The 19,915-nt window shown below is 38.6% G+C and carries 21 protein-coding genes; 8 read left to right on the plus strand and 13 right to left on the minus strand.

Translation table 11 applies throughout. The features are described from left to right. Positions 1-19: 19 nt before the first annotated feature. Complete coding sequence (locus KQI58_RS06195; protein ID WP_216407437.1) at positions 20-934, plus strand: mechanosensitive ion channel family protein; 915 nt, start codon at positions 20-22, stop codon at positions 932-934. Between the two features lie 44 nt (positions 935-978). On the opposite strand, the gene KQI58_RS06200 is transcribed toward KQI58_RS06195, so the two are convergent. The 6 genes from KQI58_RS06200 to racE all read right to left on the minus strand — a co-directional run bounded on the left by KQI58_RS06200 (position 979) and on the right by racE (position 5,382). After that, positions 979-1,569 (minus strand): DJ-1/PfpI family protein, encoded by a 591-nt coding sequence (locus KQI58_RS06200; RefSeq protein ID WP_216407439.1) that lies wholly within the window; start codon positions 1,567-1,569, stop codon positions 979-981. 89 nt (positions 1,570-1,658) lie between these two features. Beyond that, the gene (gene rpsN / locus KQI58_RS06205; protein ID WP_216407441.1) at positions 1,659-1,928 is read right to left on the minus strand and encodes a 30S ribosomal protein S14; all 270 of its coding nucleotides are present in this window, start codon (positions 1,926-1,928) and stop codon (positions 1,659-1,661) included. Positions 1,929-2,132: 204 nt separating this feature from the next. After that, entirely contained in the window at positions 2,133-2,621 is a 489-nt protein-coding gene (cbpB, locus tag KQI58_RS06210; RefSeq protein ID WP_016180154.1) for a cyclic-di-AMP-binding protein CbpB, read from the minus strand. A 91-nt stretch (positions 2,622-2,712) separates the two neighbouring features. Next, entirely contained in the window at positions 2,713-3,225 is a 513-nt protein-coding gene (locus tag KQI58_RS06215) for a metallophosphoesterase (protein WP_216407443.1), read from the minus strand. Further along, positions 3,222-4,559, minus strand: a complete 1,338-nt coding sequence (rph, locus tag KQI58_RS06220) for a ribonuclease PH (protein ID WP_216407445.1) — start codon at positions 4,557-4,559, stop codon at positions 3,222-3,224. Before rph ends, KQI58_RS06215 begins: the two co-directional genes overlap by 4 nt. Position 4,560: 1 nt before the next feature. Next, complete coding sequence (racE, locus tag KQI58_RS06225; protein WP_301282189.1) at positions 4,561-5,382, minus strand: glutamate racemase; 822 nt, start codon at positions 5,380-5,382, stop codon at positions 4,561-4,563. Positions 5,383-5,522: 140 nt separating this feature from the next. On the opposite strand from racE, the gene KQI58_RS06230 reads away from it, so the two are divergent. Beyond that, complete coding sequence (locus KQI58_RS06230; RefSeq protein ID WP_216407449.1) at positions 5,523-5,753, plus strand: hypothetical protein; 231 nt, start codon at positions 5,523-5,525, stop codon at positions 5,751-5,753. Between the two features lie 39 nt (positions 5,754-5,792). Here KQI58_RS06230 and KQI58_RS06235 read toward each other — a convergent pair whose 3' ends face one another. Genes KQI58_RS06235 through KQI58_RS06250 form a run of 4 tightly spaced genes read right to left on the minus strand, consistent with a single transcriptional unit; the run spans position 5,793 to position 8,688 of the window. Further along, positions 5,793-6,449, minus strand: coding sequence for an amino acid ABC transporter permease (locus KQI58_RS06235; RefSeq protein ID WP_216407595.1), 657 nt, complete (start codon positions 6,447-6,449; stop codon positions 5,793-5,795). A gap of 13 nt (positions 6,450-6,462) precedes the next feature. Then, positions 6,463-7,107, minus strand: a complete 645-nt coding sequence (locus KQI58_RS06240) for an amino acid ABC transporter permease (RefSeq protein WP_216407451.1) — start codon at positions 7,105-7,107, stop codon at positions 6,463-6,465. Beyond that, the gene (locus KQI58_RS06245) at positions 7,107-7,940 is read right to left on the minus strand and encodes a transporter substrate-binding domain-containing protein (protein WP_216407453.1); all 834 of its coding nucleotides are present in this window, start codon (positions 7,938-7,940) and stop codon (positions 7,107-7,109) included. Before KQI58_RS06245 ends, KQI58_RS06240 begins: the two co-directional genes overlap by 1 nt. Before the next feature lie 10 nt (positions 7,941-7,950). Further along, positions 7,951-8,688 carry an amino acid ABC transporter ATP-binding protein gene (locus tag KQI58_RS06250; RefSeq protein WP_216407456.1) on the minus strand — a complete coding sequence of 246 codons (738 nt, stop codon included), beginning with the start codon at positions 8,686-8,688 and terminating at the stop codon, positions 7,951-7,953. 259 nt (positions 8,689-8,947) lie between these two features. Between KQI58_RS06250 and trpS the strand changes: the two genes are divergently transcribed. Further along, positions 8,948-9,958 carry a tryptophan--tRNA ligase gene (gene trpS, locus KQI58_RS06255; RefSeq protein WP_216407458.1) on the plus strand — a complete coding sequence of 337 codons (1,011 nt, stop codon included), beginning with the start codon at positions 8,948-8,950 and terminating at the stop codon, positions 9,956-9,958. Between the two features lie 59 nt (positions 9,959-10,017). On the opposite strand, the gene KQI58_RS06260 is transcribed toward trpS, so the two are convergent. Further along, positions 10,018-11,226: an NAD(P)/FAD-dependent oxidoreductase gene (locus KQI58_RS06260; RefSeq protein ID WP_216407460.1), complete on the minus strand. Its 1,209-nt coding sequence runs from the start codon at positions 11,224-11,226 to the stop codon at positions 10,018-10,020. 180 nt (positions 11,227-11,406) lie between these two features. Further along, a complete protein-coding gene (locus KQI58_RS06265) occupies positions 11,407-12,309 on the minus strand; it encodes a prenyltransferase (RefSeq protein ID WP_216407461.1) in 903 nt (300 codons plus the stop codon). Between the two features lie 181 nt (positions 12,310-12,490). Between KQI58_RS06265 and KQI58_RS06270 the strand changes: the two genes are divergently transcribed. The 5 genes from KQI58_RS06270 to KQI58_RS06290 all read left to right on the plus strand — a co-directional run bounded on the left by KQI58_RS06270 (position 12,491) and on the right by KQI58_RS06290 (position 17,420). Then, positions 12,491-13,465, plus strand: a complete 975-nt coding sequence (locus KQI58_RS06270) for a polyprenyl synthetase family protein (RefSeq protein WP_216407463.1) — start codon at positions 12,491-12,493, stop codon at positions 13,463-13,465. A gap of 141 nt (positions 13,466-13,606) precedes the next feature. Beyond that, the gene (locus KQI58_RS06275; protein ID WP_216407465.1) at positions 13,607-14,176 is read left to right on the plus strand and encodes a glycerol-3-phosphate responsive antiterminator; all 570 of its coding nucleotides are present in this window, start codon (positions 13,607-13,609) and stop codon (positions 14,174-14,176) included. A 181-nt stretch (positions 14,177-14,357) separates the two neighbouring features. Then, on the plus strand, positions 14,358-15,806 hold the full coding sequence (locus KQI58_RS06280; RefSeq protein ID WP_216407467.1) for an NAD(P)/FAD-dependent oxidoreductase: 1,449 nt from the start codon (positions 14,358-14,360) through the stop codon (positions 15,804-15,806). A 1-nt stretch (position 15,807) separates the two neighbouring features. Continuing rightward, positions 15,808-17,070: an NAD(P)/FAD-dependent oxidoreductase gene (locus KQI58_RS06285; protein ID WP_216407469.1), complete on the plus strand. Its 1,263-nt coding sequence runs from the start codon at positions 15,808-15,810 to the stop codon at positions 17,068-17,070. Beyond that, positions 17,067-17,420, plus strand: coding sequence for a DUF1667 domain-containing protein (locus KQI58_RS06290; RefSeq protein WP_216407471.1), 354 nt, complete (start codon positions 17,067-17,069; stop codon positions 17,418-17,420). Before KQI58_RS06285 ends, KQI58_RS06290 begins: the two co-directional genes overlap by 4 nt. 75 nt (positions 17,421-17,495) lie before the next feature. Here the strand turns inward: KQI58_RS06290 and pheT are convergent, their stop codons facing one another. Then, entirely contained in the window at positions 17,496-19,913 is a 2,418-nt protein-coding gene (gene pheT / locus KQI58_RS06295; RefSeq protein ID WP_216407473.1) for a phenylalanine--tRNA ligase subunit beta, read from the minus strand. Between the last annotated feature and the right edge of the window lie 2 nt (positions 19,914-19,915).

The following is a 19,915-nucleotide window of genomic DNA, read 5'->3' on the forward strand; positions in this document are numbered from 1 at the left end:
AATCTAATGGGAGTGGCTTATGTTTTTATTTACAACACAAACAGTGGATTCCAGCACTACCAATGTTGTCGATCAGGCGACGGAACAATTGTCAGCTTGGCAAAAATATTGGCAATCAATTGATTGGGATCACGTTTTTTCAGTTTTAATCCAAAAAGGTATGACAATTATTGCCGTTTTGATCTTGTTTTATTTAATCAGAAAAATTGGAAGCTTTTTGATCAATCAATCTTTCGATCGGCAGAAAAAGAAAATGGCAGACAATGCAACTCGGGTTGAGACAATCCATGCTTTGTCAATGAACGTCTTTTCTTACACACTCTTTTTCTTTTTCCTTTATTCGATTTTAGATACACTTGGGATTCCTGTAGGTTCCCTCTTAGCTGGTGCCGGTATTGCCGGAATCGCCATAGGGTTGGGGGCACAAGGGTTCACTAATGATATAATCACTGGTTTTTTCATTATTATGGAACAACAAATCGATGTTGGCGACTATATTCGATTAACCGATCTGCAAATTGAGGGAACAGTCACCTCTGTTGGTATTCGTATGCTGCAAATGAAATCCGCAGATGGAACTGTTCATTTTATACCCAATCGCAACATTACCACTATCAGCAATCTTTCTCGTGCCCATATGCAAGTAAAGGTTGATATTCGTATCCAACCAGATGAAGGGTATGATAAGATTATCCATCTGATTGATGAAACAAATCAAGAACTTTCCGATGAATTTAAAGATGAAATTTTTGATGGACCTACTCTATTCGGAATGGTTGACTTAGGCAATAGCAACTATGCAATTCGAACAATTCTGTATGTAACAAATGGAAAACAATACAAGCTGCAGGAAGAATTTTTATCTGCTTATGTCCAAATCTTGACTCAAAACGGCTTTAGTATTCCCAATAATCCAGTTGCGTATGGGAAGTAAAAAGAAGTTCGCACCATGATAAATTCATGGTGCGAACTTCTTTTTTATTGTTCAAATGTATGCCCGTATTTTTCCCGATAACCATAATACCCTAAACGATATAAATCAACTTCTTTTTTCGCTTCAATCAGACTATCTCCGATTAATTGTAAGACGAATTCAGTAAAATCTAACGCTGCTGTTCCGTTTGCTGTAACAAGATTTCGATCACTGACAGCTTGTCTTTCTACAAAGTTCTCAGGAGTTTGATAGTTTTGAAAATCCTGCCACAGAATAGGACTGTTTCCTGTATGCTTATATCCTTCTAAAAAACCATAAAAAGCTAAATAATCTACTGCCCCACAAATCCCTGCCACTGGTAAATGATGGGCAAGCTGCTTTTCAATAATTCGATGAAGTTCTTGATTTTGGATATCCCAAGAATTACCGCCAACTAAAACAAGCAAATGATACATCCGATCAATTTCTGAAAAGTTTAGATCAATGGTTGTTTGTAAACCACCAATTGATCGTACTTGAGGTAAATTTGAAGCAGTCTGTATTTGCCAATCGTCTCTTTGATTCAGCAGACTCAGCAAATACGCAGCTTCCCAATCCGCATACTGATCTAACAAAACAAATAAGGCTGTTTTCACACTATCTCTCCTCTCCACTTTGTTGAATACTTTCAGTTTAACAAAATTGAAGAAGGAAAGCTTCCCGATTTTAATAGCTTATGGCTTTTTTACCAACTCGCCTTTTTAACGCCGGGTATTTGCCCCTTATGAGCTAATTCACGAAATTTGATTCTTGACATACCGAATTTTCGCATATAGCCTCTTGGTCGACCATCGATTAAATCACGAGACTTTAATCGATTAGGATTTGAATCCCGCGGTAATTTTGCCAATCCCTCGTAATCCCCAGCAGCTTTTAATTTTAGACGTTCTTCAGCGTAACGTTCAATCAAAGCTTGTTGCTTTTGCATTTTAACAATTTTAGATTTTTTTGCCATTGATTTTCTCCTATTTTTTATTCAATCAAGCTTAACCGTAATGATTACTGTTTAAACACTTGATAAAAATAGCATGCCTATTGTTGAATGTCAATTTATCTGTATTCATCATTTAAGAAGTTACGGGATTTATTTCACACAAAAAAACAGACTCCACTTTACGTACCTGCTTAGAGTCTGTTCTATATAAAATTCAGTTTTTAGTTAGTTTGATGAATTCGCGTGAAAAATCAATTGAGTTTCGGGATTCTTCCGCTGAAAAGCATGAAAGGTATAATTTACCGCCTTTAAAATTTCTCTACGTGTTACGATTCCACAGAATACCCCGTTGTGATCTAACACAGGTAAGAAAGAAGCATCTACCAATAAATGTAAAATGTCTTCTAGTTCGGCATCTGGGCGCATCACTGCAACATCTGTTTTCATGACATCCGCAACAGTTAACTCTTCCAAATTGGATGTATCAATACCATCGATCCCTAACATTTTTTTTACAATGTCATTCAAGCTCAATAAACCAACAAAATGATCCTCTTTATCTAAAACTGGAATCGTTGAATATCCAGCCTGCGACAACAGCAGTAACGCATGCTCTAATGGATGTTCCTTCATCACATTCGCAACATTTTCTGCCGGAATCATCATGGTTTCCTCATGTTCCATCATTAATTGTTCAATTGCGGGACTAATCATATGACGCCTCCGTTCTAATATCTTCACCTTATTTTACCGTAACGGCAAAAAGAAAGCGGTATTTCACCAAAAATTTAATAAAAATTAGGAACTAACGTTCAAAGGTTGCAGCTAGCTCTTCAATCGGTTGATGAGCACGATTATAGTATTGAATACGATATTCGTTGTTCTCGCTGTCAATGATCGCATAACTAGGGATACGCACAGGTCCACGTGGCTGTGAGACACTACCAGGATTTACGAATAAAATGTTTTTATCAAGCTCTGCAACTGCTTGGTGGATATGTCCAAATAAAGCGATATTCGCTCCCGCCTCTTGTGCTTGTAAAGAAAGCATCGTAAGTCCAAAACGTACATTTGATAAATGTCCATGAGTCATGTAAATAACATCATCACCGATTGAAACAACTTGTTCCTTTTTATATCCAGGATCATAATCACAATTTCCTGTGACGACTGTGAAATGTTCCCATAGCTCATCGTTTGCTTTCAATTCTGAGTCGCCACAATGAAACATATGGTCAACCATATCAACATAGCGATTAACGATCTCAACTAAAATGTTACGATCACCATGGTTATCACTAACAACTAAATATTTCATTTATTCCCCTCCAGCCATTCTTTCCAAGTTCGTTCTAACTCTTTGACTGCCATCCCACGATGACTGATTTGATTCTTTTCCTCAGAGGTTAGTTCAGCAGATGTTTTATCATAGTTAGGAACAATAAATAATGGGTCATAGCCGAAGCCATTATCTCCTTGTGGAATTCGAGCGATTCGGCCATCCCAATCCGCCTCCACCACTAGGCTTTCTTTTTGAGGTGCCGCAAAGACTAAGGTGCAATGGAAATGAGCCGTTCTTTTTTCATCAGGCACATCCGTCAGTTCATGCAGTAACTTGGCATTATTTGCTGCGTCACTTTTTCGTTCCCCAGCAAAACGAGCTGAAAAAATTCCAGGCATACCATTCAAGGCATCCACGACTAAACCAGAATCATCCGCTAAGACCGGCTGCTGTAAAAGCTGTGCAATCGTCTCTGCTTTCAATCGAGCATTTTCTTCGAAGGTTGTTCCTGTTTCCTCGACATCAGGCAAATCAGGATAATCTAATAGTGTTTTGGTTTGATAGCCTTCCTTTGCGAATAAAGCCGCAAACTCTCTTGCCTTTCCTGGATTACGCGTAGCAATGACGATCGTCTTTTCTTCCGTTTTTACCTCGTCAAAAAGTGCTTCTTTTTGGTAGGCTACTAACTCAGCAATTCCAGTTTTACCATGTAAAATCAACGCGTTTAACTCATCATCATCAAAAGTAGCTTCTTCTCCAGTACCTTGAATCTCCACGAAACGGCCAGATTCAGTCATTACGAGATTCATATCAACTGCGGCCGAAGAATCTTCTAGATAGTCTAAATCAGTTACGACAGTTCCATCTGGTAGCATTCCGACACTAATTGCCGCTAAATGTTCTTTAATTGGATCTTCTGCTAGTTCACCACTAGCTAACAATTTGTTAACAGCTAAACGCAAGGCGACGAATCCACCAGTAATGCTGGCCGTTCTCGTACCACCATCAGCTTGGATGACATCACAGTCCACAATGATACTGCGTTCACCCAATTTTTCTAAATCAATCACGGCACGCAAAGAACGACCAATTAAGCGCTGAATCTCCATCGTCCGTCCTGATAGTTTTCCCTTTGCGCTTTCACGCCTATTCCGCGTATTAGTTGCCCTTGGGAGCATACTGTATTCAGCAGTCACCCAACCGGATTCACTGCCACGTAAAAACGGCGGAACTGAATCTTCTAGTGTTGCTGAACAAATTACTTTGGTATCGCCAAAAGAAATGACGACTGATCCTTCAGGATGTTTAAAAACATTCGTTTCGATCTTAATCGGTCGTAATTGCTGAACCGCTCTTCCATCATGTCGCAAGTTATTCTCCTCCTAAATCAATGTGTGCCACATTCAAATTCGTAATATCTAACCATTCACCAGCGATATCTTTAAACATCTTAGGTGAGCCGGTTGTGTAAAAAGATCTTGATTTTGTTTCGGCTTGTTCATAATTATTTAAATTAAAATAATCCAATAATGTACTAACATCATTAACGGTTTCCGCCCCAGAATCAATTAATGTCACCTGTTGACCAATCACATTCTGAATAATTGGGCGTAACAATGGATAATGTGTACATCCTAAGATTAATGTGTCTAACTTTTCTTTTTTTAAGGGCGCCAGTGTTTGCGAAACAATCTTTTTCGCTACTGAGCTATTAAACTGATTACTTTCCACAATCGGAACAAATTTCGGACAAGCCAGACTGGATACATAAGTGTCCGGTGCTTTTTCTTGCAGCTCATGTTTATAAGAACCACTTTTGACCGTTCCTAGTGTTCCGATAACTCCAATACGTCCTGTGTTGCTAGCTTTTAATGCAGCACGCGAGCCCGGTTGGATCACACCGATTACCGGAATATCGACAGTTTTTTTAATTTCATCTAACGCTACCGCGGTCGCAGTGTTGCAGGCGATCACAAGCATCTTTATATTTTTCTTCAATAAAAAACGAGTCATCTGCCAGGTAAACTCAATGACTTGCTCAGCTGGTCGAGGACCATACGGACAACGAGCCGTATCTCCAAGATATAAGATTTCTTCATTAGGTAGCTGACGCATGGCTTCCTTGACTACAGTCAAACCGCCTACGCCAGAATCAATAAATCCAATTGGTCTTTCATTTGACAAAACGCTCATCCTATCTTGTTACAAGTTTCATCTTATTTTCCACTTTTTAACGAAATATTTCAAGCCCTAGAACCCCGTCTTATAAAAAGCGTTTTCTTTTGAATGAATAACAATTAATGCTACACTGATTCTGAGAGAGGTGGATGAAAATGGATAAAAAAGAACTAACTGAAAATATGGGGAAAGTTTCTGCTGGTGATCGTAATCAAGATCCTGCAATCAAAGCAACCGAAGAGGAAACAGAGAAAAAGAAGGAAAACCGTAAAGACGAACATGAACCTAGTATTTTAGAAAAACTCGGTAAAACCGAAGCCGGCGCTATCTATGAAGATCCAGCTATGAAAGAAACTGAACGTAAAACTGAAAAAGAAAAAGAATAGAAAAAGTGAGGCTCTTCTCAATGAATGAGCCTCACTTTTTTAATAGTTGTATTTGCTTGTTTCTAACAGGTTTGAAACCACTGATAATAAATAGCAAACAACAAAATACATAGCTGTCATCGCAATGAACATCGGTATAACATAATTGGTATTCTGTCCATAGATAATCTTCGCGTTATGAGTCAGCTCTGGTAGTGAAATAATCACAGCTAACGATGTGTCTTTGATTAGAGAAATCAACTGACTCAAAATAGCCGGTAACATTGATTTGAAAGCTTGCGGCATAACGATCATAGTTAACGTTTGAACATAGGTTAACCCAGATGACATTCCTGCTTCTGTTTGTCCCGTCGGCACAGCATTCAAACCGGCCCGGAAAATTTCCGATAACATCGCTGATTCAAAAATTGTTAAGGCAGCAACAGCAGCCCAAAAGATATTTAATTTGATTCCGATTTGCGGTAATGCGAAATACGTAAAGAAAATGATCAGTAGTAACGGTAAATTACGAATAATATCAACAATTATACCGACAATTTTTGAAAGAATCGGTACATTGCTATAACGAACAGTCCCTGCAATTCCGCCAAGTATCATACTAAAAATGATCGAGACAACTGAAACTTGAATCGTCACCCACAGCCCGTCCAAAAGGAATCGCAAATTAATCCATGAAAAAGCATCACTCATTATTATTACCCCTTCCTTTCTAGGCGTTTGACCAATGCTTATCTAAATAGTTCATCAGATAAGATAATGGTAGTGTTAATACTAAATAGAACAATCCGACAATAATATACGTGTCAAATGTATTGAATGTCGTACTGGCAATCAAATCTCCCTGATACATCAGATCTAACCCAGCGACCATCGCTAAGATGGAGGAATTTTTGATTAAATTGATAAATTGATTTCCTAATGGCGGTACCACGATTTTAAACGCTTGGGGCAAAACAATGTAACGCATGGTTTCAGAATAAGAGAACCCTGAAGAAAGTCCAGCCTCCATTTGCCCCTTTGGAACTGTTTGAATTCCAGAACGAACTGTCTCTGCTATAAATGCCGAAGTATAAATCGTTAAACCGATTGTTCCAGCTTGAAAACCATCAAAGCTGTAGAAATACATCGGTGCTACAACGTAAAAGAACATCACGATGATTAGTAAAGGAATATTCCTGAAAAATGCAACGTAAGCCTTTGCTAAACTGCGGATAATCCGATTATGAGACAATTGCAGGATCGCCATTAATGTTCCAATAACTAAACTGAAAACTAGCGCTAACAAGCTTGCATAGATTGTATACTTAAAACCACTGACAAACTCAGCTGAAAATGTTTGAAATAATTGTGTCATTAGAACTGTGCCCCCTTTTTCGCCCGACCATCTGCATCTTTAGGGAACCATTTTTCGAAAATTTTATTGTACGTACCATTATCATGCATCTTATGAAGTGCTTGATTAACTTCTTTCAAAAAATCATCTTGCCCTTTGTTGATAGCAATTCCATATGGTTCGTTCGTAAATGTGCCGCCAGTTAAACCATAATTATCATTTTCTGATGCCATCCCTAGTAAGATTGCGTTATCTGTTGTCATCGCCTGACCTTGCCCAGATTGCAAAGCGGTAAATGCTTCTGCATAATTTTCTAATTCAAGAATTTTGGCCTCAGGTGCATGTTTACGAATGTTAATCGTTGAGGTTGATCCTTTTACAGCTAGAACTGTATCTTTAGCTGTTAAATCTTTAATATTTTTAATGTGACTCCCTTTTTTTACTAATAGAGATTGTCCTGCATCAAAATAAATATCCGAAAAATCAACTTCCTTTTTGCGATCCTCCGTGATTGTCATAGTGGCAATAATCGCATCAATGTTTCCGTTTTTTAGTAGTGGAATCCGCGTTTTCGAAGTCACTTCGACAAACTCCGCTTTGCCATCCTTACCAAGAATTTCTTTTGTGATCGCTTTAGCTATATCAATGTCAAATCCTTCAACCTTTCGCGTTTTAATGTCCATCATACCGAATAAGCGTGTATCGTACTTCACACCCCAAGTGATCGTTGGTTCGTCTTTGATTCGTTTCGCGATATTTTCGTTTGCGACACTTTCTCCTTTACATCCTGACAACACTATTACAAGCAGTAACGGAAGAAATAGTAAGGAGAACATTCTTTTTTTCCTCGACATAAACTGCCTCCTAATGATTGATTACTTTGCTAACAAATTGTTGTGCACGGACTTCTTGTGGTTTCTCAAAGAATCCTTTGACATCCCGTGTGTCCTCTAGTACTTCTCCTTCGGCCATGAAAATGATTCGATCTGCTACTTCTTTAGCAAATCCCATTTCATGTGTAACAACGATCATAGACATTCCGTCTCGAGCAATTTTTTTCATAACATTCAGCACATCGCCGATCATTTCTGGATCGAGCGCTGATGTTGGCTCATCAAAAAGCAGCAAGTCGGGATTCATCGCTAAACCACGGGCGATGGCGATCCGTTGTTGCTGTCCTCCAGATAACATGGAAGGATATGAATCCTTCTTGTCTAACATATCCACTCTATCTAACAGTTTCTCAGCAGCCTTTGTTGCTTCCTCTGGCGACTGCTTTAAGACTTTGATTGGCGCTAACGTAATATTTTCTAACGCGGTTTTATTAGGATAGAGATTAAAATGTTGAAAAACCATTCCAATGTTTTTCCGAATATCTTTCAATTTTACATCTTTGCTGTGAAGATTCTTATTATTTACGAGCAACTCTCCAGAGGAAATATCCTCTAGTCCATTGATGCATCGAAGCATTGTGCTCTTTCCTGATCCAGATGGTCCGATCACCACGACGACTTCACCCTTTTCAAAGGACAAGTTAATCTTTTTTAAGGCATGAAACTTCCCATAGTATTTTTCCACATGCTTAAATTCAACCATTGGCATGTCTTACCACCTCATTTTCCTTATCATTCTCTAATTTTTCCAATGTGAGCTTAATTATAAGCTAAGTTTTTTTACTTTGTAAAGAAAAAAACTCAACGTACGAAAAAAAATTTCAAACATTTCTCGTTGTCATGTGATATTTCGTAACATAAGGAAGGTGTCATTTGTGATAAAAAATAGCAATATGAGTTGTCATGTTTGAAAAAAAAAGGTAGTATTTGAAGAGACATTGAAAGAATTTTTACGAAAAGGTGAGTTAATGAAAAATACCATTTTGACTGGAGATCGTCCAACTGGACAATTACATTTGGGCCACTATGTTGGTTCGTTAAAAAATCGCGTACTAATGCAAGATGATCCTGAGAACAAGCTGTTTATTATGATAGCCGATATGCAAGCTTTGACTGATAATGCTAAGAATCCTGAAAAAGTTTCTTCTAATGTGTTACAGGTCGCGCTTGATTATATGGCTGTAGGTTTGGATCCTAAGCGCTCTACTCTTTTTATTCAATCACAAATTCCAGAATTAGCAGAACTAACGATGTACTATTTGAACTTAGTGAGTGTCGGTCGCGTTCGGCGCAATCCGACAGTAAAATCTGAAATTGAACAAAAAAAATTCGGAGAAAGTGTTCCGACTGGTTTCTTTATTTACCCTGTGTCTCAAGCTTCAGATATTACAGCGTTTAAAGCAAACCTTGTTCCGGTAGGCGAAGATCAAAAACCAATGCTTGAACAAACACAAGAAATTGTTCAAAGCTTCAATCATACTTATGGTGACGTACTTGTCGAACCAAAAGGTGTTTTTCCAGAAAAAGGTCAGGGTCGTTTACCCGGTATTGACGGAAATGGAAAAATGAGTAAATCATTAGGCAACGGTATTTACTTAGCTGATTCTGCTGATGTTCTAGCAAAAAAAGTTATGAGTATGTATACCGATCCAAATCACATTCACGTGGAAGATCCGGGTCAAGTTGAAGGCAATATGGTTTTCACTTACTTAGATGTTTTTGGCAAAGACAAAGAAAAAATTGCTGAACTTAAAGAGCACTATCGTCGCGGTGGACTTGGTGACGTCAAAATCAAACGTTATTTAATAGATGTCTTAGAAGCTGAATTTGGGCCGATTCGTGCACGTCGAGAAGAATATGCTAAAGACCCAGATGCGATCATGCAAATGTTAAAAGAAGGCAGCGAAAAAGCACGAGCAGTTGCCGCTGATACTTTAGCTGAAGTAAAACAAGCAATGGGAATCAATTATTTTGGTTAACACAAAAAGCACTCGAATTTTTTCGAGTGCTTTTTTCCATCTACTAATGATCGTTCGGTTTAATGATAGAAATCGAAGCGACCTTTTGCCATGACTTCTTTAACACCGCCCGTTTCAAATAGTGAGCGATCCATAATCGCCTTTTTAATAAATGATGCCGGATAAGCTGTTACTTCTGTACTGCCCACAACACCGAAAGCATGTGTGTTCCCGATAGATGCGACAGAACCTAATGATTTGAATGAGAATGGTTTGCTTGGTTGCCCTTTTAATTGATTCAAAATATCCTTACCAGCGTATGATCCCATTTTTAAAGCAATTTGTGCAGTTGTTGGGTATGGTCTGTTACTTGAAGGATCCATAACCGCAGATACATCACCTAGTAAATAAACATCATCATGATTTGGATCAGTTAAATTGGGTTTTACCATGACACGACCCCGGCGTTCTTCAAAACCTGAATCGCCTACTACATGACTTCCACTGACACCGGTCGTCCAAATGATCGTTTTCGCTTTAAGTGCGACAAGATCATTTTCATCCTCTTTTGAGTTTTGATAAATAACTGCGCCTGGCTCAACTTTCTTGATAGGTTTACCAGTTAACAATTTGACATCCCATTTATCTAGATATTTCAAACAGTACTGTCCTAATTTATCACTAAACATTGGTAAAATTTTATCAACGGCTTCCACACAATAAATTTGGATATCACTTGGCTTAACACCAGCAATATCTGCGAAAGCTTTGCTTCCCTCAACTAGTGCTCCAATCAATTCGATCCCCGTGAAGCCCGCTCCACAAACAACAATTCGTAAATATTCTTCGTTTTTTGTTTCTTTATATTTCTTCATTTGTTCAAGGATGTGCTTGTGAACTTGATCAGCTGTTTTTACATCAACCATTTCTAGAGAATTTTCTTTTACACCAGGAATGCCGAATGATTCAGATTGAAACCCTAAAGCTACAATCAAATAATCGTAATTTAGTGTTTGATTTTCTAAATAGACCTTCTTTTGATCAGCATCAATTTTTTCTACTGTATCTTGAATAAACGTCGTTTTATTGGGATTAATCACGTCTTTTATGTTGTAACAAATTTTTTCATCTGGCTGTGTACCAGCTGCCACTTCATGAAGACTTGTTGACTCATAGTGATAATCATTCCGATCAACTAAGGAAATATGAATATCTGCCCCAGATTTTTGTAATACGTGCAAAGCCCGCAATCCCGCGTAACCCGCGCCTAATATGACGATTTCTTTCATTTTTGTTTCCTCCTACTTCGTTTTTAATGGACTAATTTTTCAAGGAAAATTAGTCCGGTTTGAATGCCGTAAATCATTCAACTATTGTCCTAATAAGTTCAAATTTTTTTACATAAAAAAACAGACGATCCTTCTAATCTCGCTAAAGCAAGAAGAACTGCAAAGTTGAACTGACATCCCTTAAAATAAAAACGTCAATGCAAAGCTGATCACCTGTGTGACAGCCCCTACTGCTAAGATTCTAACTGCGCAAATAAACGTTTCACGTTTAACTTGCTTGGTAAGAAATAATTGAACCTGTTTGATGATGAACGGTGCCGCTAGAAAAGTGCCCAGCATTGACCAAGGGGCAGTTCCAATAAACACCGAAAATAAAATGGCTAGGAAAGCGATAATGTTCATCCCTACAAATAGATAAAGTGCTCGTGGCTTTCCTAAATAATGAACCAAAGTAAAGCGATTGTTCTTTTCGTCTTCTTCTAAGTCACAGATATTATTCGCCAACATCAAATTTGCAATCCATAACGTATTTGGAAATGAAATCAGAAAAATTTCACCTAAATTAGTGAAGCTCCACTGAAATACTTCATACGTATTCAGATAAACACACAAAAGCGTAATCATAAACCCCATTGTTAGTCCTGAAAAGACCTCTCCTAACGGCAGACTAGATAACGGTTTGGGTCCAGACGAATAAAAGATCCCAACGCCATAGCAAAATAACCCCATCAATAGAAAAGGCCATCCGACTAAGAGAGACAAACCGATCCCAATCAGTGCCGAAACAATGATCATTCCAATCATCATTCGGAAAACAAACGTCAAATCTAAGTTCTCTCTCCCAATGATATTGGTTTTTTCTCGATAGTCGTGAATTTCCGTCGCATGGTGATAGTCATTGTAATTATCCAGAATATCGACAGCCATATTAAAAATGAACATCGCAATAAAATACAACAGGACTAGACCTAAATGAAGTTTGTGAAAATTATACAGGCTAAAACATATCCCAATAAAAAAAGGCAGGACACTCGAGGTTTTCGCTTTAAATTCCACGAGCTCCAAGAAAACGGTTAAATTCATCTCACCCAACTTTCTTAAATTTCTTTTTCGTATTCATTATGCTATTTTTATACTTTTTGTTCAAAGGATTTGCTTGTCTATCATGTGTTGATTCTCACTAAACATTCATTAAGCATTCTAGTAGTCATAAAGAGCTGCATGCGTTAAAATGTTAATGAAAACGTTGTAAGAAGGAGTACCCATGTTAGATTATTGGAATGAATATCCTAAAATACAGGAAAATCTAATTCAAGTTAAGAAATTGATCTCACAAAGACTTGTTATTAATAATAAATCGATTGAAGAGGCCATCACAAAATTTTCTTCTACAGGAGGAAAAATGATTCGTCCGGCACTCTTCTTTCTTTTCGCTGATTTTGGAGAAAAAAAAGACTACGAACAACTAATAAAAGTAGCAGCTTCACTTGAATTGCTGCATTCCGCTACACTTGTCCATGACGACATTATCGATGACTCTCCTACCCGTCGAGGAATGCCCTCGATACAAACACGCTTTGGGAAAAATGTAGCTGTTTACACCGGAGATTTTATGTATACTAGCTATTTTGAATTGCTCGCTGAGTGTATGAGTCAGACACCCTTCCTATTGAAAAACGCTCAAGCAATGAAAAAAGTTCTTCGGGGCGAATTGACACAGATGACTTGTACATTTAATCCCGATCAAACAGTCAACGATTATTTGCGGAATATCAACGGGAAAACGGCTGAACTTATTCGCCTTAGTTGTCATGAAGGCGCGTATTTCGGTGGTGCAGATACGAACTTACAAGCTCGAGCGAAACGGATAGGATCAGCTATTGGCCTAGCCTTCCAAGTTTATGATGATATTTTAAATTTTTCTTTGGTATTAGGAAATAACCAAAAACCCATCTTAACTGACGTACAACAGGGTATCTTTACTTTACCTTTATTAATTGCTCGAGATAGTCAACCTAGTATTATTCGACCTTTCTTAGAACACCCTGAAACATTATCACGCAATGATTTGATACAGTTGGCCCATTATGTAGATCGCTTCGGAGGAATAGCTGGCACACTTGATTTTGCTGAGAAACTTACAAAAAAGGCATTAGCGGAAATAAATGAACTACCCGATGTCAGAAGTAAAGAGATTCTAAGAAACGTTGCTACGCAATTATTAGAAAGATCCTATTAAAAATTTGCTATCTTATCTGAGCAAATGGTTCAAAAGCTCTCAATTCGAGGGCTTTTTATTATAGGCTAAATAAAGAAAGCTACCTCTTCTTTTTTTCTCATGGTAAAATGAAAACGGAGAAAGCATAAGGAGCTACGATATATGAACACTCATGAACTCTATAAAAAATTAGAACTATCACCAGTAATAGCAGCCGCAAAAAACGAACATGAGCTTGAAGCCGCGTTGAATTCTGAAGCTGAGGTTATTTTTATTTTGCAATCACACCTAATGGAGTTAGCAGAACTATCCCAAAAAATCAAGGCAAGTGGAAAAGCGGCAATTCTTCATGCTGATTTGGTCAAGGGATTGTCTTCAGATGAAAAAGCCATTGATTATATAAAAAAGGCTACTTCATTTGATGGAATTATTTCAACGAAACCAGCAATCATTCGCCATGCAAAAAAGCATCAATTATTAGCTATCCAGCGTTTCTTTCTACTAGACTCTTCTGCTTTAGAGAATGTCGAACGTCAATTGAAATATACTGAGGCAGATTTAGTAGAAGTTCTTCCCAGCGTCTCGCCAAAAATCATTAAACAGCTCGTTCATCATTCGAAAAAACCATTGATTGTTGGTGGCTTGATTCGGGACAAAGAAGATATTATGGGTGCTCTAGGTGCAGGAAGCCTTGCGGTATCAACAACAGCAAGTACAATTTGGTCAATTTAACGATTGTTGATCTTTTCTAAAGGTGTTATAATACAGATAAGTTAATAACTGCTAGAGATAAAAAGAGTATAGCGGCAAACGTCAACAAACATTGGCGTTTGTTCCCTATACTCTTTTTTCATGCGCATTGGAGGAGTTACAACGGGAACTATTGACTCTATTATTGGGAGGGAAATCTATTATGTACGACGTAATTGTAATTGGATGTGGTATTGTGGGTGCCGCTACTGCCTATGAATTGAGTAAGTATCAACTAAAAAATTTAATTTTGGAGGCTGAAAATGACGTTAGTCTAGGTGCCACTAGGGCTAATAGTGCAATCATGCACGCTGGCTTCGACCCAGAACCAGGTTCACTGATGGCAAGACTAAATGTTGAAGGTGCTGAACGAGCAAAAGAACTCTGTCAAAAACTTTCTGTGCATTATGACCAAATTGGTTCTCTTGTAGTCGCCTTTTCGGAGGAGGAACTCGCACTTATCAAAACACTCTATGATCGTGGCGTAAAAAATGGCGTAAAAGACCTTGAGCTATTAAATCAGGAGGAACTTCATAAAAAAGAACCGAATTTATCACATGAGAGTCTGGGTGCCCTTTATGCTCCCACTGCAGCAATTGTAAATCCGTGGGAATTTTGTCTTGCTTTAGCCGAAACTGCTGTTAAAAATGATGTAGAGATTGCATTGAATAATCGCGTAACAGACATCAAGAAGCTTGATGATGGCTATGAAATTACCACCACCAAATCGACTTATCAAACAAAATATGTTTTTAACGCTGCTGGTGTTCACTCGGATGATATTCATAACCTGATTGCTGAACCGAATTTTGAAATTACACCAAAACGTGGTGAATATTACCTGTTGGATAAATCAGAAGGTGCAGTGGTTAATCATGTAATTTTCCAATGTCCATCTAGCGTCGGAAAAGGTGTATTGATTAGCCCAACGGTTCATGGAAATTTAGTCGTCGGCCCTAACTCAGAGGCCGTCTCACACAATGATTTGGATACTGGAAGAGATACTGGAAATACGTCGGCAGGTTTAAGGTCTGTTGCAGAATTAGCTAGAAAATCGGTTCCTGATCTCAATTTACGGCAATCCATTCGAAATTTTTCCGGCGTTCGAGCGAATAATTCTACTGGAGATTTTGTTTTACAGGAAGCTGACTTTGGCTTTATCGATTTGGCTGGAGTCAAATCCCCTGGTCTCACCTCTGCGCCAGCAATTGCACTGTACGGAATTGAAATGTTGGAAAAATCTGTTAATGAAAAATTTACTCTGAAGAATACCTTTATTGATTCTCGTGAAAAAATAGTTTTTCAAGAACTGGATTCTGCTGAAAAGAATGCTGTTATCTCAAGAAACAATAATTACGGTAGAGTTGTTTGTCGTTGTGAAACTGTTACAGAAGGCGAAATCAGAGCGGCAGCACAGTCGCCTATCTCTCCTGTCTCTGTAGATGGAATCAAGCGGAGATGCAATGCTGGAATGGGACGATGCCAAGGAGGTTTTTGTGGCCCTAGAGTCGTCGAGATTTTAGCTGACGAACTGAACAAATCACCTTTGGATATCCTGCAAGACCGTGAAGGCAGCTATATCTTAGTCGAAGCAACGAAAGGAGGACACTGATATGCATGACTTGATCGTAATTGGAGGTGGCCCTGCGGGATTAGCAGCGGCAGTCGCGGCTTACGAAAATGGTGTCAAAGATATTTTGATTATTGAACGAGATCAACGACTGGGTGGTATTTTGAATCAATGTATCCATAATGGTTTTGGTCTCCACTATTTTAAGGAAGAGCTCACTGGTCCTGAATATGCAGCACGCTTCATCGAAAAAGTTCAAGGAACGAATATAAAGGTTTTATTAGATACGATGGTTTTGGAAGTAACAGAAGAAAAGGAAGTTCATATTGTAAATAAGGAAAATGGCTATCAAATCTTAAACACTAAAGCTTTGATCTTTGCAATGGGCTGCCGGGAACGAACACGTGGGGCTATTGGTATTGCTGGGAGCCGACCTGCTGGTGTTTATACTGCCGGATCTGCCCAACGATATGTCAATATGGAAGGATACCTTGTTGGAAAAAAGGTAATTATTTTAGGTTCAGGTGATATTGGCTTAATAATGGCACGCCGAATGACGCTAGAAGGAGCTGAAGTTTTAGCTTGCGTCGAGGTAATGCCTTATTCTGGCGGATTAACTAGAAATATCGTTCAGTGTTTGGATGATTATGATATCCCCTTATATCTTTCTCATACGATCACTGAAATTCGCGGTAAGAACCGTGTTGAACAAGTTGTTGTTTCGGAAGTGGATGAAAAACGACAGCCAATTTCTGGAACAGAGCAAACCTTTGATTGTGACACGATTTTATTATCGGTTGGGTTAATTCCTGAAAACGAACTAAGTCGTGATGCCAATCTAAACTTAGATAACAAAACCAACGGGCCTTTCGTTTATGAAAATATGGAAACTTCTGTTCCCGGTATTTTTGCTTGCGGCAATGTGGTTCATGTTCATGATTTAGTTGACTTTGTCACTGCAGAAAGTATCAGAGCTGGCTCAGCAGCAGCGGCTTATATTTTAGACCAAGAAAAGAATCTAACAAAATGCCTATCTGTCAAAAATGGCGATCACGTCACTTATGTTGTTCCTCAACAAATTCGAGATGAAAATGTGGATCGTAAAGTCGAAGTTTTCTTCCGAGTAAACAAAGTATTTGATGACAGTCAGATTCTGATTAAATCACAAGGAGAAATCTTGGCGAAGCAAAAGAAAAGCTACATCGTTCCTGGTGAGATGGAAAAAATAAAATTATCTAAAAAGGTTTTAGATAAAGTCCAAAACGGTGATTTGGAAATTTGTGTGGAGGAGGTGTCAAAAGGATGAAAAACTTTATTTGCATCATGTGTCCAAAAGGCTGCCACTTAACTGTTGATGAAGCGAGTGATTACCAAGTTAGCGGACATAGCTGTAACAAAGGCGTAAAATACGGCAAAGCCGAAGCGACGAATCCTATTCGTGTCGTGACCTCCACTGTTCTCGTAAAAGGCGGCGATGCGCACCTTTGTTCTGTGAAAACAGCGGACGGTATCCCTAAAAAATTAGTTCTGGAGGCTATGAAAGAAATAAATAGTGTTCAACTAAAGGCACCAGTCAAAATTGGCGATATCGCTATTAAAAACTTATTAGGTACCGGTATTGATGTTGTTACTACAAGTGAAATGAAATCGGCTTAAAAAATCCGTTCAAATAGCTAAAACACCCCTCAAAAAGTACATTTTGAGGGGTGTTTGCTAAGCAGAATTCACTTATTAGCGAATAACTGCTTGGATTTTTTCTTCTAAATTTTTAATTACTTTACTCATCATGCGATTGATTTCTTCATCCGTCAATGTTGCTTCAGGATTTACGAAAGTTAGATTATAAGCCATTGATTTTTTACCAGCCTCGATATTTTCACCTTGATAGACATCGAAAACTTGTAATTTTGTTAAGAACTTGCCAGCAGATGTACGAATTATTTCTGCAATCTCTGCATTCGTACTTGTTTCCTCTACTAGCATTGCAATATCACGACTGACGGCAGGATATTTTGATACAGCTTCAAATATAAGTGGCGATTTTTCTTGGGTAAGCATTGCTTCCAAATTCAACTCTGCCACAAAAGCCGACTTCAGCTCATAGCTTGCAGCCATTTTAGGATGAACTTGACCCACAAAACCAATCAATTCTTCCCCTAAATAGATTCCTGCTGTTTGACCAGGATGCATCTCAGGCATTTGCAAAGCTTGGTAAGAGATTTCTTCGGCTAGACCCAATCCTTCGACTAGCTCTTCAACCATTCCTTTAATTGCAAAATAATCGCAAGCTTCTGCTTTACCAGACCAAGACTTATCGACAACATTCCCTGTTACAGCAAGTGCCACATGATTTTGTTCAATTGGCAAGTCTTTTTTCGGATCGTTATTTTGATAGAAAACATGACCAATCTCATAAAAGGCTACATCGTTATTTTTACGTGCGACATTATAAGATAAATCTTCAAGCAAACCGCTGATTAAATTCAAGCGCATCGTTGATCGTTCTTCACTCATGGGCCAAGCCACACGAGTCACTTTGCTTTCATTTAGTAGGAACTGTTGCGCCTTTTCCTCTGTTGTTAAAGCATAACTGATAGCTTCTGATAACCCCGCACCTTCTAAAAGATTCCGAACTTTTCTAACCGATTTTTGTGCATCAGTTAAGAATCCAGCAACTGTCTGCCCTTCTGGCAAGGTAGATGGTAAGTTATTGTAACCGTAAATGCGGGCGATCTCTTCCATTAAGTCTGCTTCGATTCGAATATCCCAACGTCGTGGAGGTACGCTGACTGTTGTAACATCTTCGCTAACCTTTGATTCGAAACCAAGTGCCTCAAAAATGGCATTGATCTGATCTTGCGTTAACTTCGTTCCTAAGAAACGATTCACGTTTTCCAAAGCTGTACTCACTTCTACATTCTTCGGATGAACTTCACTCCCCTTAACGGAACCCTGTAAAACCTTGCCGCCAGCTAATTCCGCGATCATTGCCGCTGCAACTTCGCCTGCTAAGCTAATTTCACCTTGGTTGATGCCTTTTTCGAAACGCATAGAAGATTCGCTGCGTAAGTTATAGCTTTGTGATGTGCGACGAACGAGAGTATGATCGAACATCGCCATTTCTAGCGCGACTGTAGTTGTTTCATCAGAGATTTCTGAATCTAATCCACCCATTACTCCTGCTAAAGCAACTGGAATATCCCCATTAGTAATAACAATGTTTTCCGGATTCAATATCCGTTCAACACTGTCTAATGTTGTGAAATGTTCGTTGTCTTTCGCACGACGAACGAGGATTTCTTTGCTGCCTAATTTATCGTAGTCAAAAGCATGTAGCGGTTGTCCAAACAATAGCAAGATGTAATTCGTTACATCGACGACATTGCTAATTGGGCGAATTCCTTCATTCATTAAACGATTTTGCAGCCATTGTGGGCTTGGTCCAATCTTCACATCTTCAATGATCCGAATTTCATAATGAGGGGCATCCTTTTCATCCGTTACAGAAACACTAATTTTATCGCTAGCCTTTTCCTCAGACTCTTTTAATTCCACTGGTGGGAAATTTACTTTCTTGTTATAGATTGCCGCAACTTCATGAGCAACCCCACGAATACTTAAAGCATCTGCCCGGTTGGGTGTGATTGATAAATCGATAATTGTATCGTCCATTTCCAGATACGGAAAAACCGGCTCACCAGCAATGGCATCTTGCGGCAAGTAGTAAATTCCTTCAGAATATTCTTTCGGAATCACCGAGTCGCTATAGCCAAGTTCCTGTAATGAACAAATCATTCCGTTAGAAACTTGACCACGCATTTTGCCTTTTTTGATTTTTACATTGCCAGCGATTCGAGAACCTGGTAAGGCGACGATCACTTTTACACCAGCCTTGATGTTTGGTGCACCGCACACAATTTGTGATAATTCTTCTTCACCAACATCGACTTGGCAAATTGAAAGATGATCAGAATCTGGGTGAGGTATACATTCTTTTACATCACCGACCACGATTTTTTTTAGTCCGTCTTCTGGTGATTCCAGACCTTCTACTTCAATTCCTGTTAATGAAAGACGATCCGCCAAATCCTTCGGTGCAACATCTTTTACATCGACGTATTCATTTAACCATTTATATGAAACTAACATTG

Source organism: Enterococcus raffinosus (assembly GCF_018917525.1).
Taxonomy (GTDB): domain Bacteria; phylum Bacillota; class Bacilli; order Lactobacillales; family Enterococcaceae; genus Enterococcus_A; species Enterococcus_A raffinosus_A.

Coding starts and splice junctions, on each gene's coding strand:
- KQI58_RS06195 (WP_216407437.1), top strand. CDS start 20: ATGTTTTTATTTACAACACAAACAGTGGATTCCAGCACTACCAATGTT.
- rpsN (WP_216407441.1), bottom strand. CDS start 1,928: ATGGCAAAAAAATCTAAAATTGTTAAAATGCAAAAGCAACAAGCTTTG.
- cbpB (WP_016180154.1), bottom strand. CDS start 2,621: ATGATTAGTCCCGCAATTGAACAATTAATGATGGAACATGAGGAAACC.
- KQI58_RS06215 (WP_216407443.1), bottom strand. CDS start 3,225: ATGAAATATTTAGTTGTTAGTGATAACCATGGTGATCGTAACATTTTA.
- racE (WP_301282189.1), bottom strand. CDS start 5,382: ATGAGCGTTTTGTCAAATGAAAGACCAATTGGATTTATTGATTCTGGC.
- KQI58_RS06230 (WP_216407449.1), top strand. CDS start 5,523: ATGGATAAAAAAGAACTAACTGAAAATATGGGGAAAGTTTCTGCTGGT.
- KQI58_RS06240 (WP_216407451.1), bottom strand. CDS start 7,107: ATGACACAATTATTTCAAACATTTTCAGCTGAGTTTGTCAGTGGTTTT.
- KQI58_RS06245 (WP_216407453.1), bottom strand. CDS start 7,940: ATGTCGAGGAAAAAAAGAATGTTCTCCTTACTATTTCTTCCGTTACTG.
- KQI58_RS06250 (WP_216407456.1), bottom strand. CDS start 8,688: ATGCCAATGGTTGAATTTAAGCATGTGGAAAAATACTATGGGAAGTTT.
- trpS (WP_216407458.1), top strand. CDS start 8,948: ATGAAAAATACCATTTTGACTGGAGATCGTCCAACTGGACAATTACAT.
- KQI58_RS06260 (WP_216407460.1), bottom strand. CDS start 11,226: ATGAAAGAAATCGTCATATTAGGCGCGGGTTACGCGGGATTGCGGGCT.
- KQI58_RS06265 (WP_216407461.1), bottom strand. CDS start 12,309: ATGAATTTAACCGTTTTCTTGGAGCTCGTGGAATTTAAAGCGAAAACC.
- KQI58_RS06270 (WP_216407463.1), top strand. CDS start 12,491: ATGTTAGATTATTGGAATGAATATCCTAAAATACAGGAAAATCTAATT.
- KQI58_RS06275 (WP_216407465.1), top strand. CDS start 13,607: ATGAACACTCATGAACTCTATAAAAAATTAGAACTATCACCAGTAATA.
- KQI58_RS06280 (WP_216407467.1), top strand. CDS start 14,358: ATGTACGACGTAATTGTAATTGGATGTGGTATTGTGGGTGCCGCTACT.
- KQI58_RS06285 (WP_216407469.1), top strand. CDS start 15,808: ATGCATGACTTGATCGTAATTGGAGGTGGCCCTGCGGGATTAGCAGCG.
- KQI58_RS06290 (WP_216407471.1), top strand. CDS start 17,067: ATGAAAAACTTTATTTGCATCATGTGTCCAAAAGGCTGCCACTTAACT.
- pheT (WP_216407473.1), bottom strand. CDS start 19,913: ATGTTAGTTTCATATAAATGGTTAAATGAATACGTCGATGTAAAAGAT.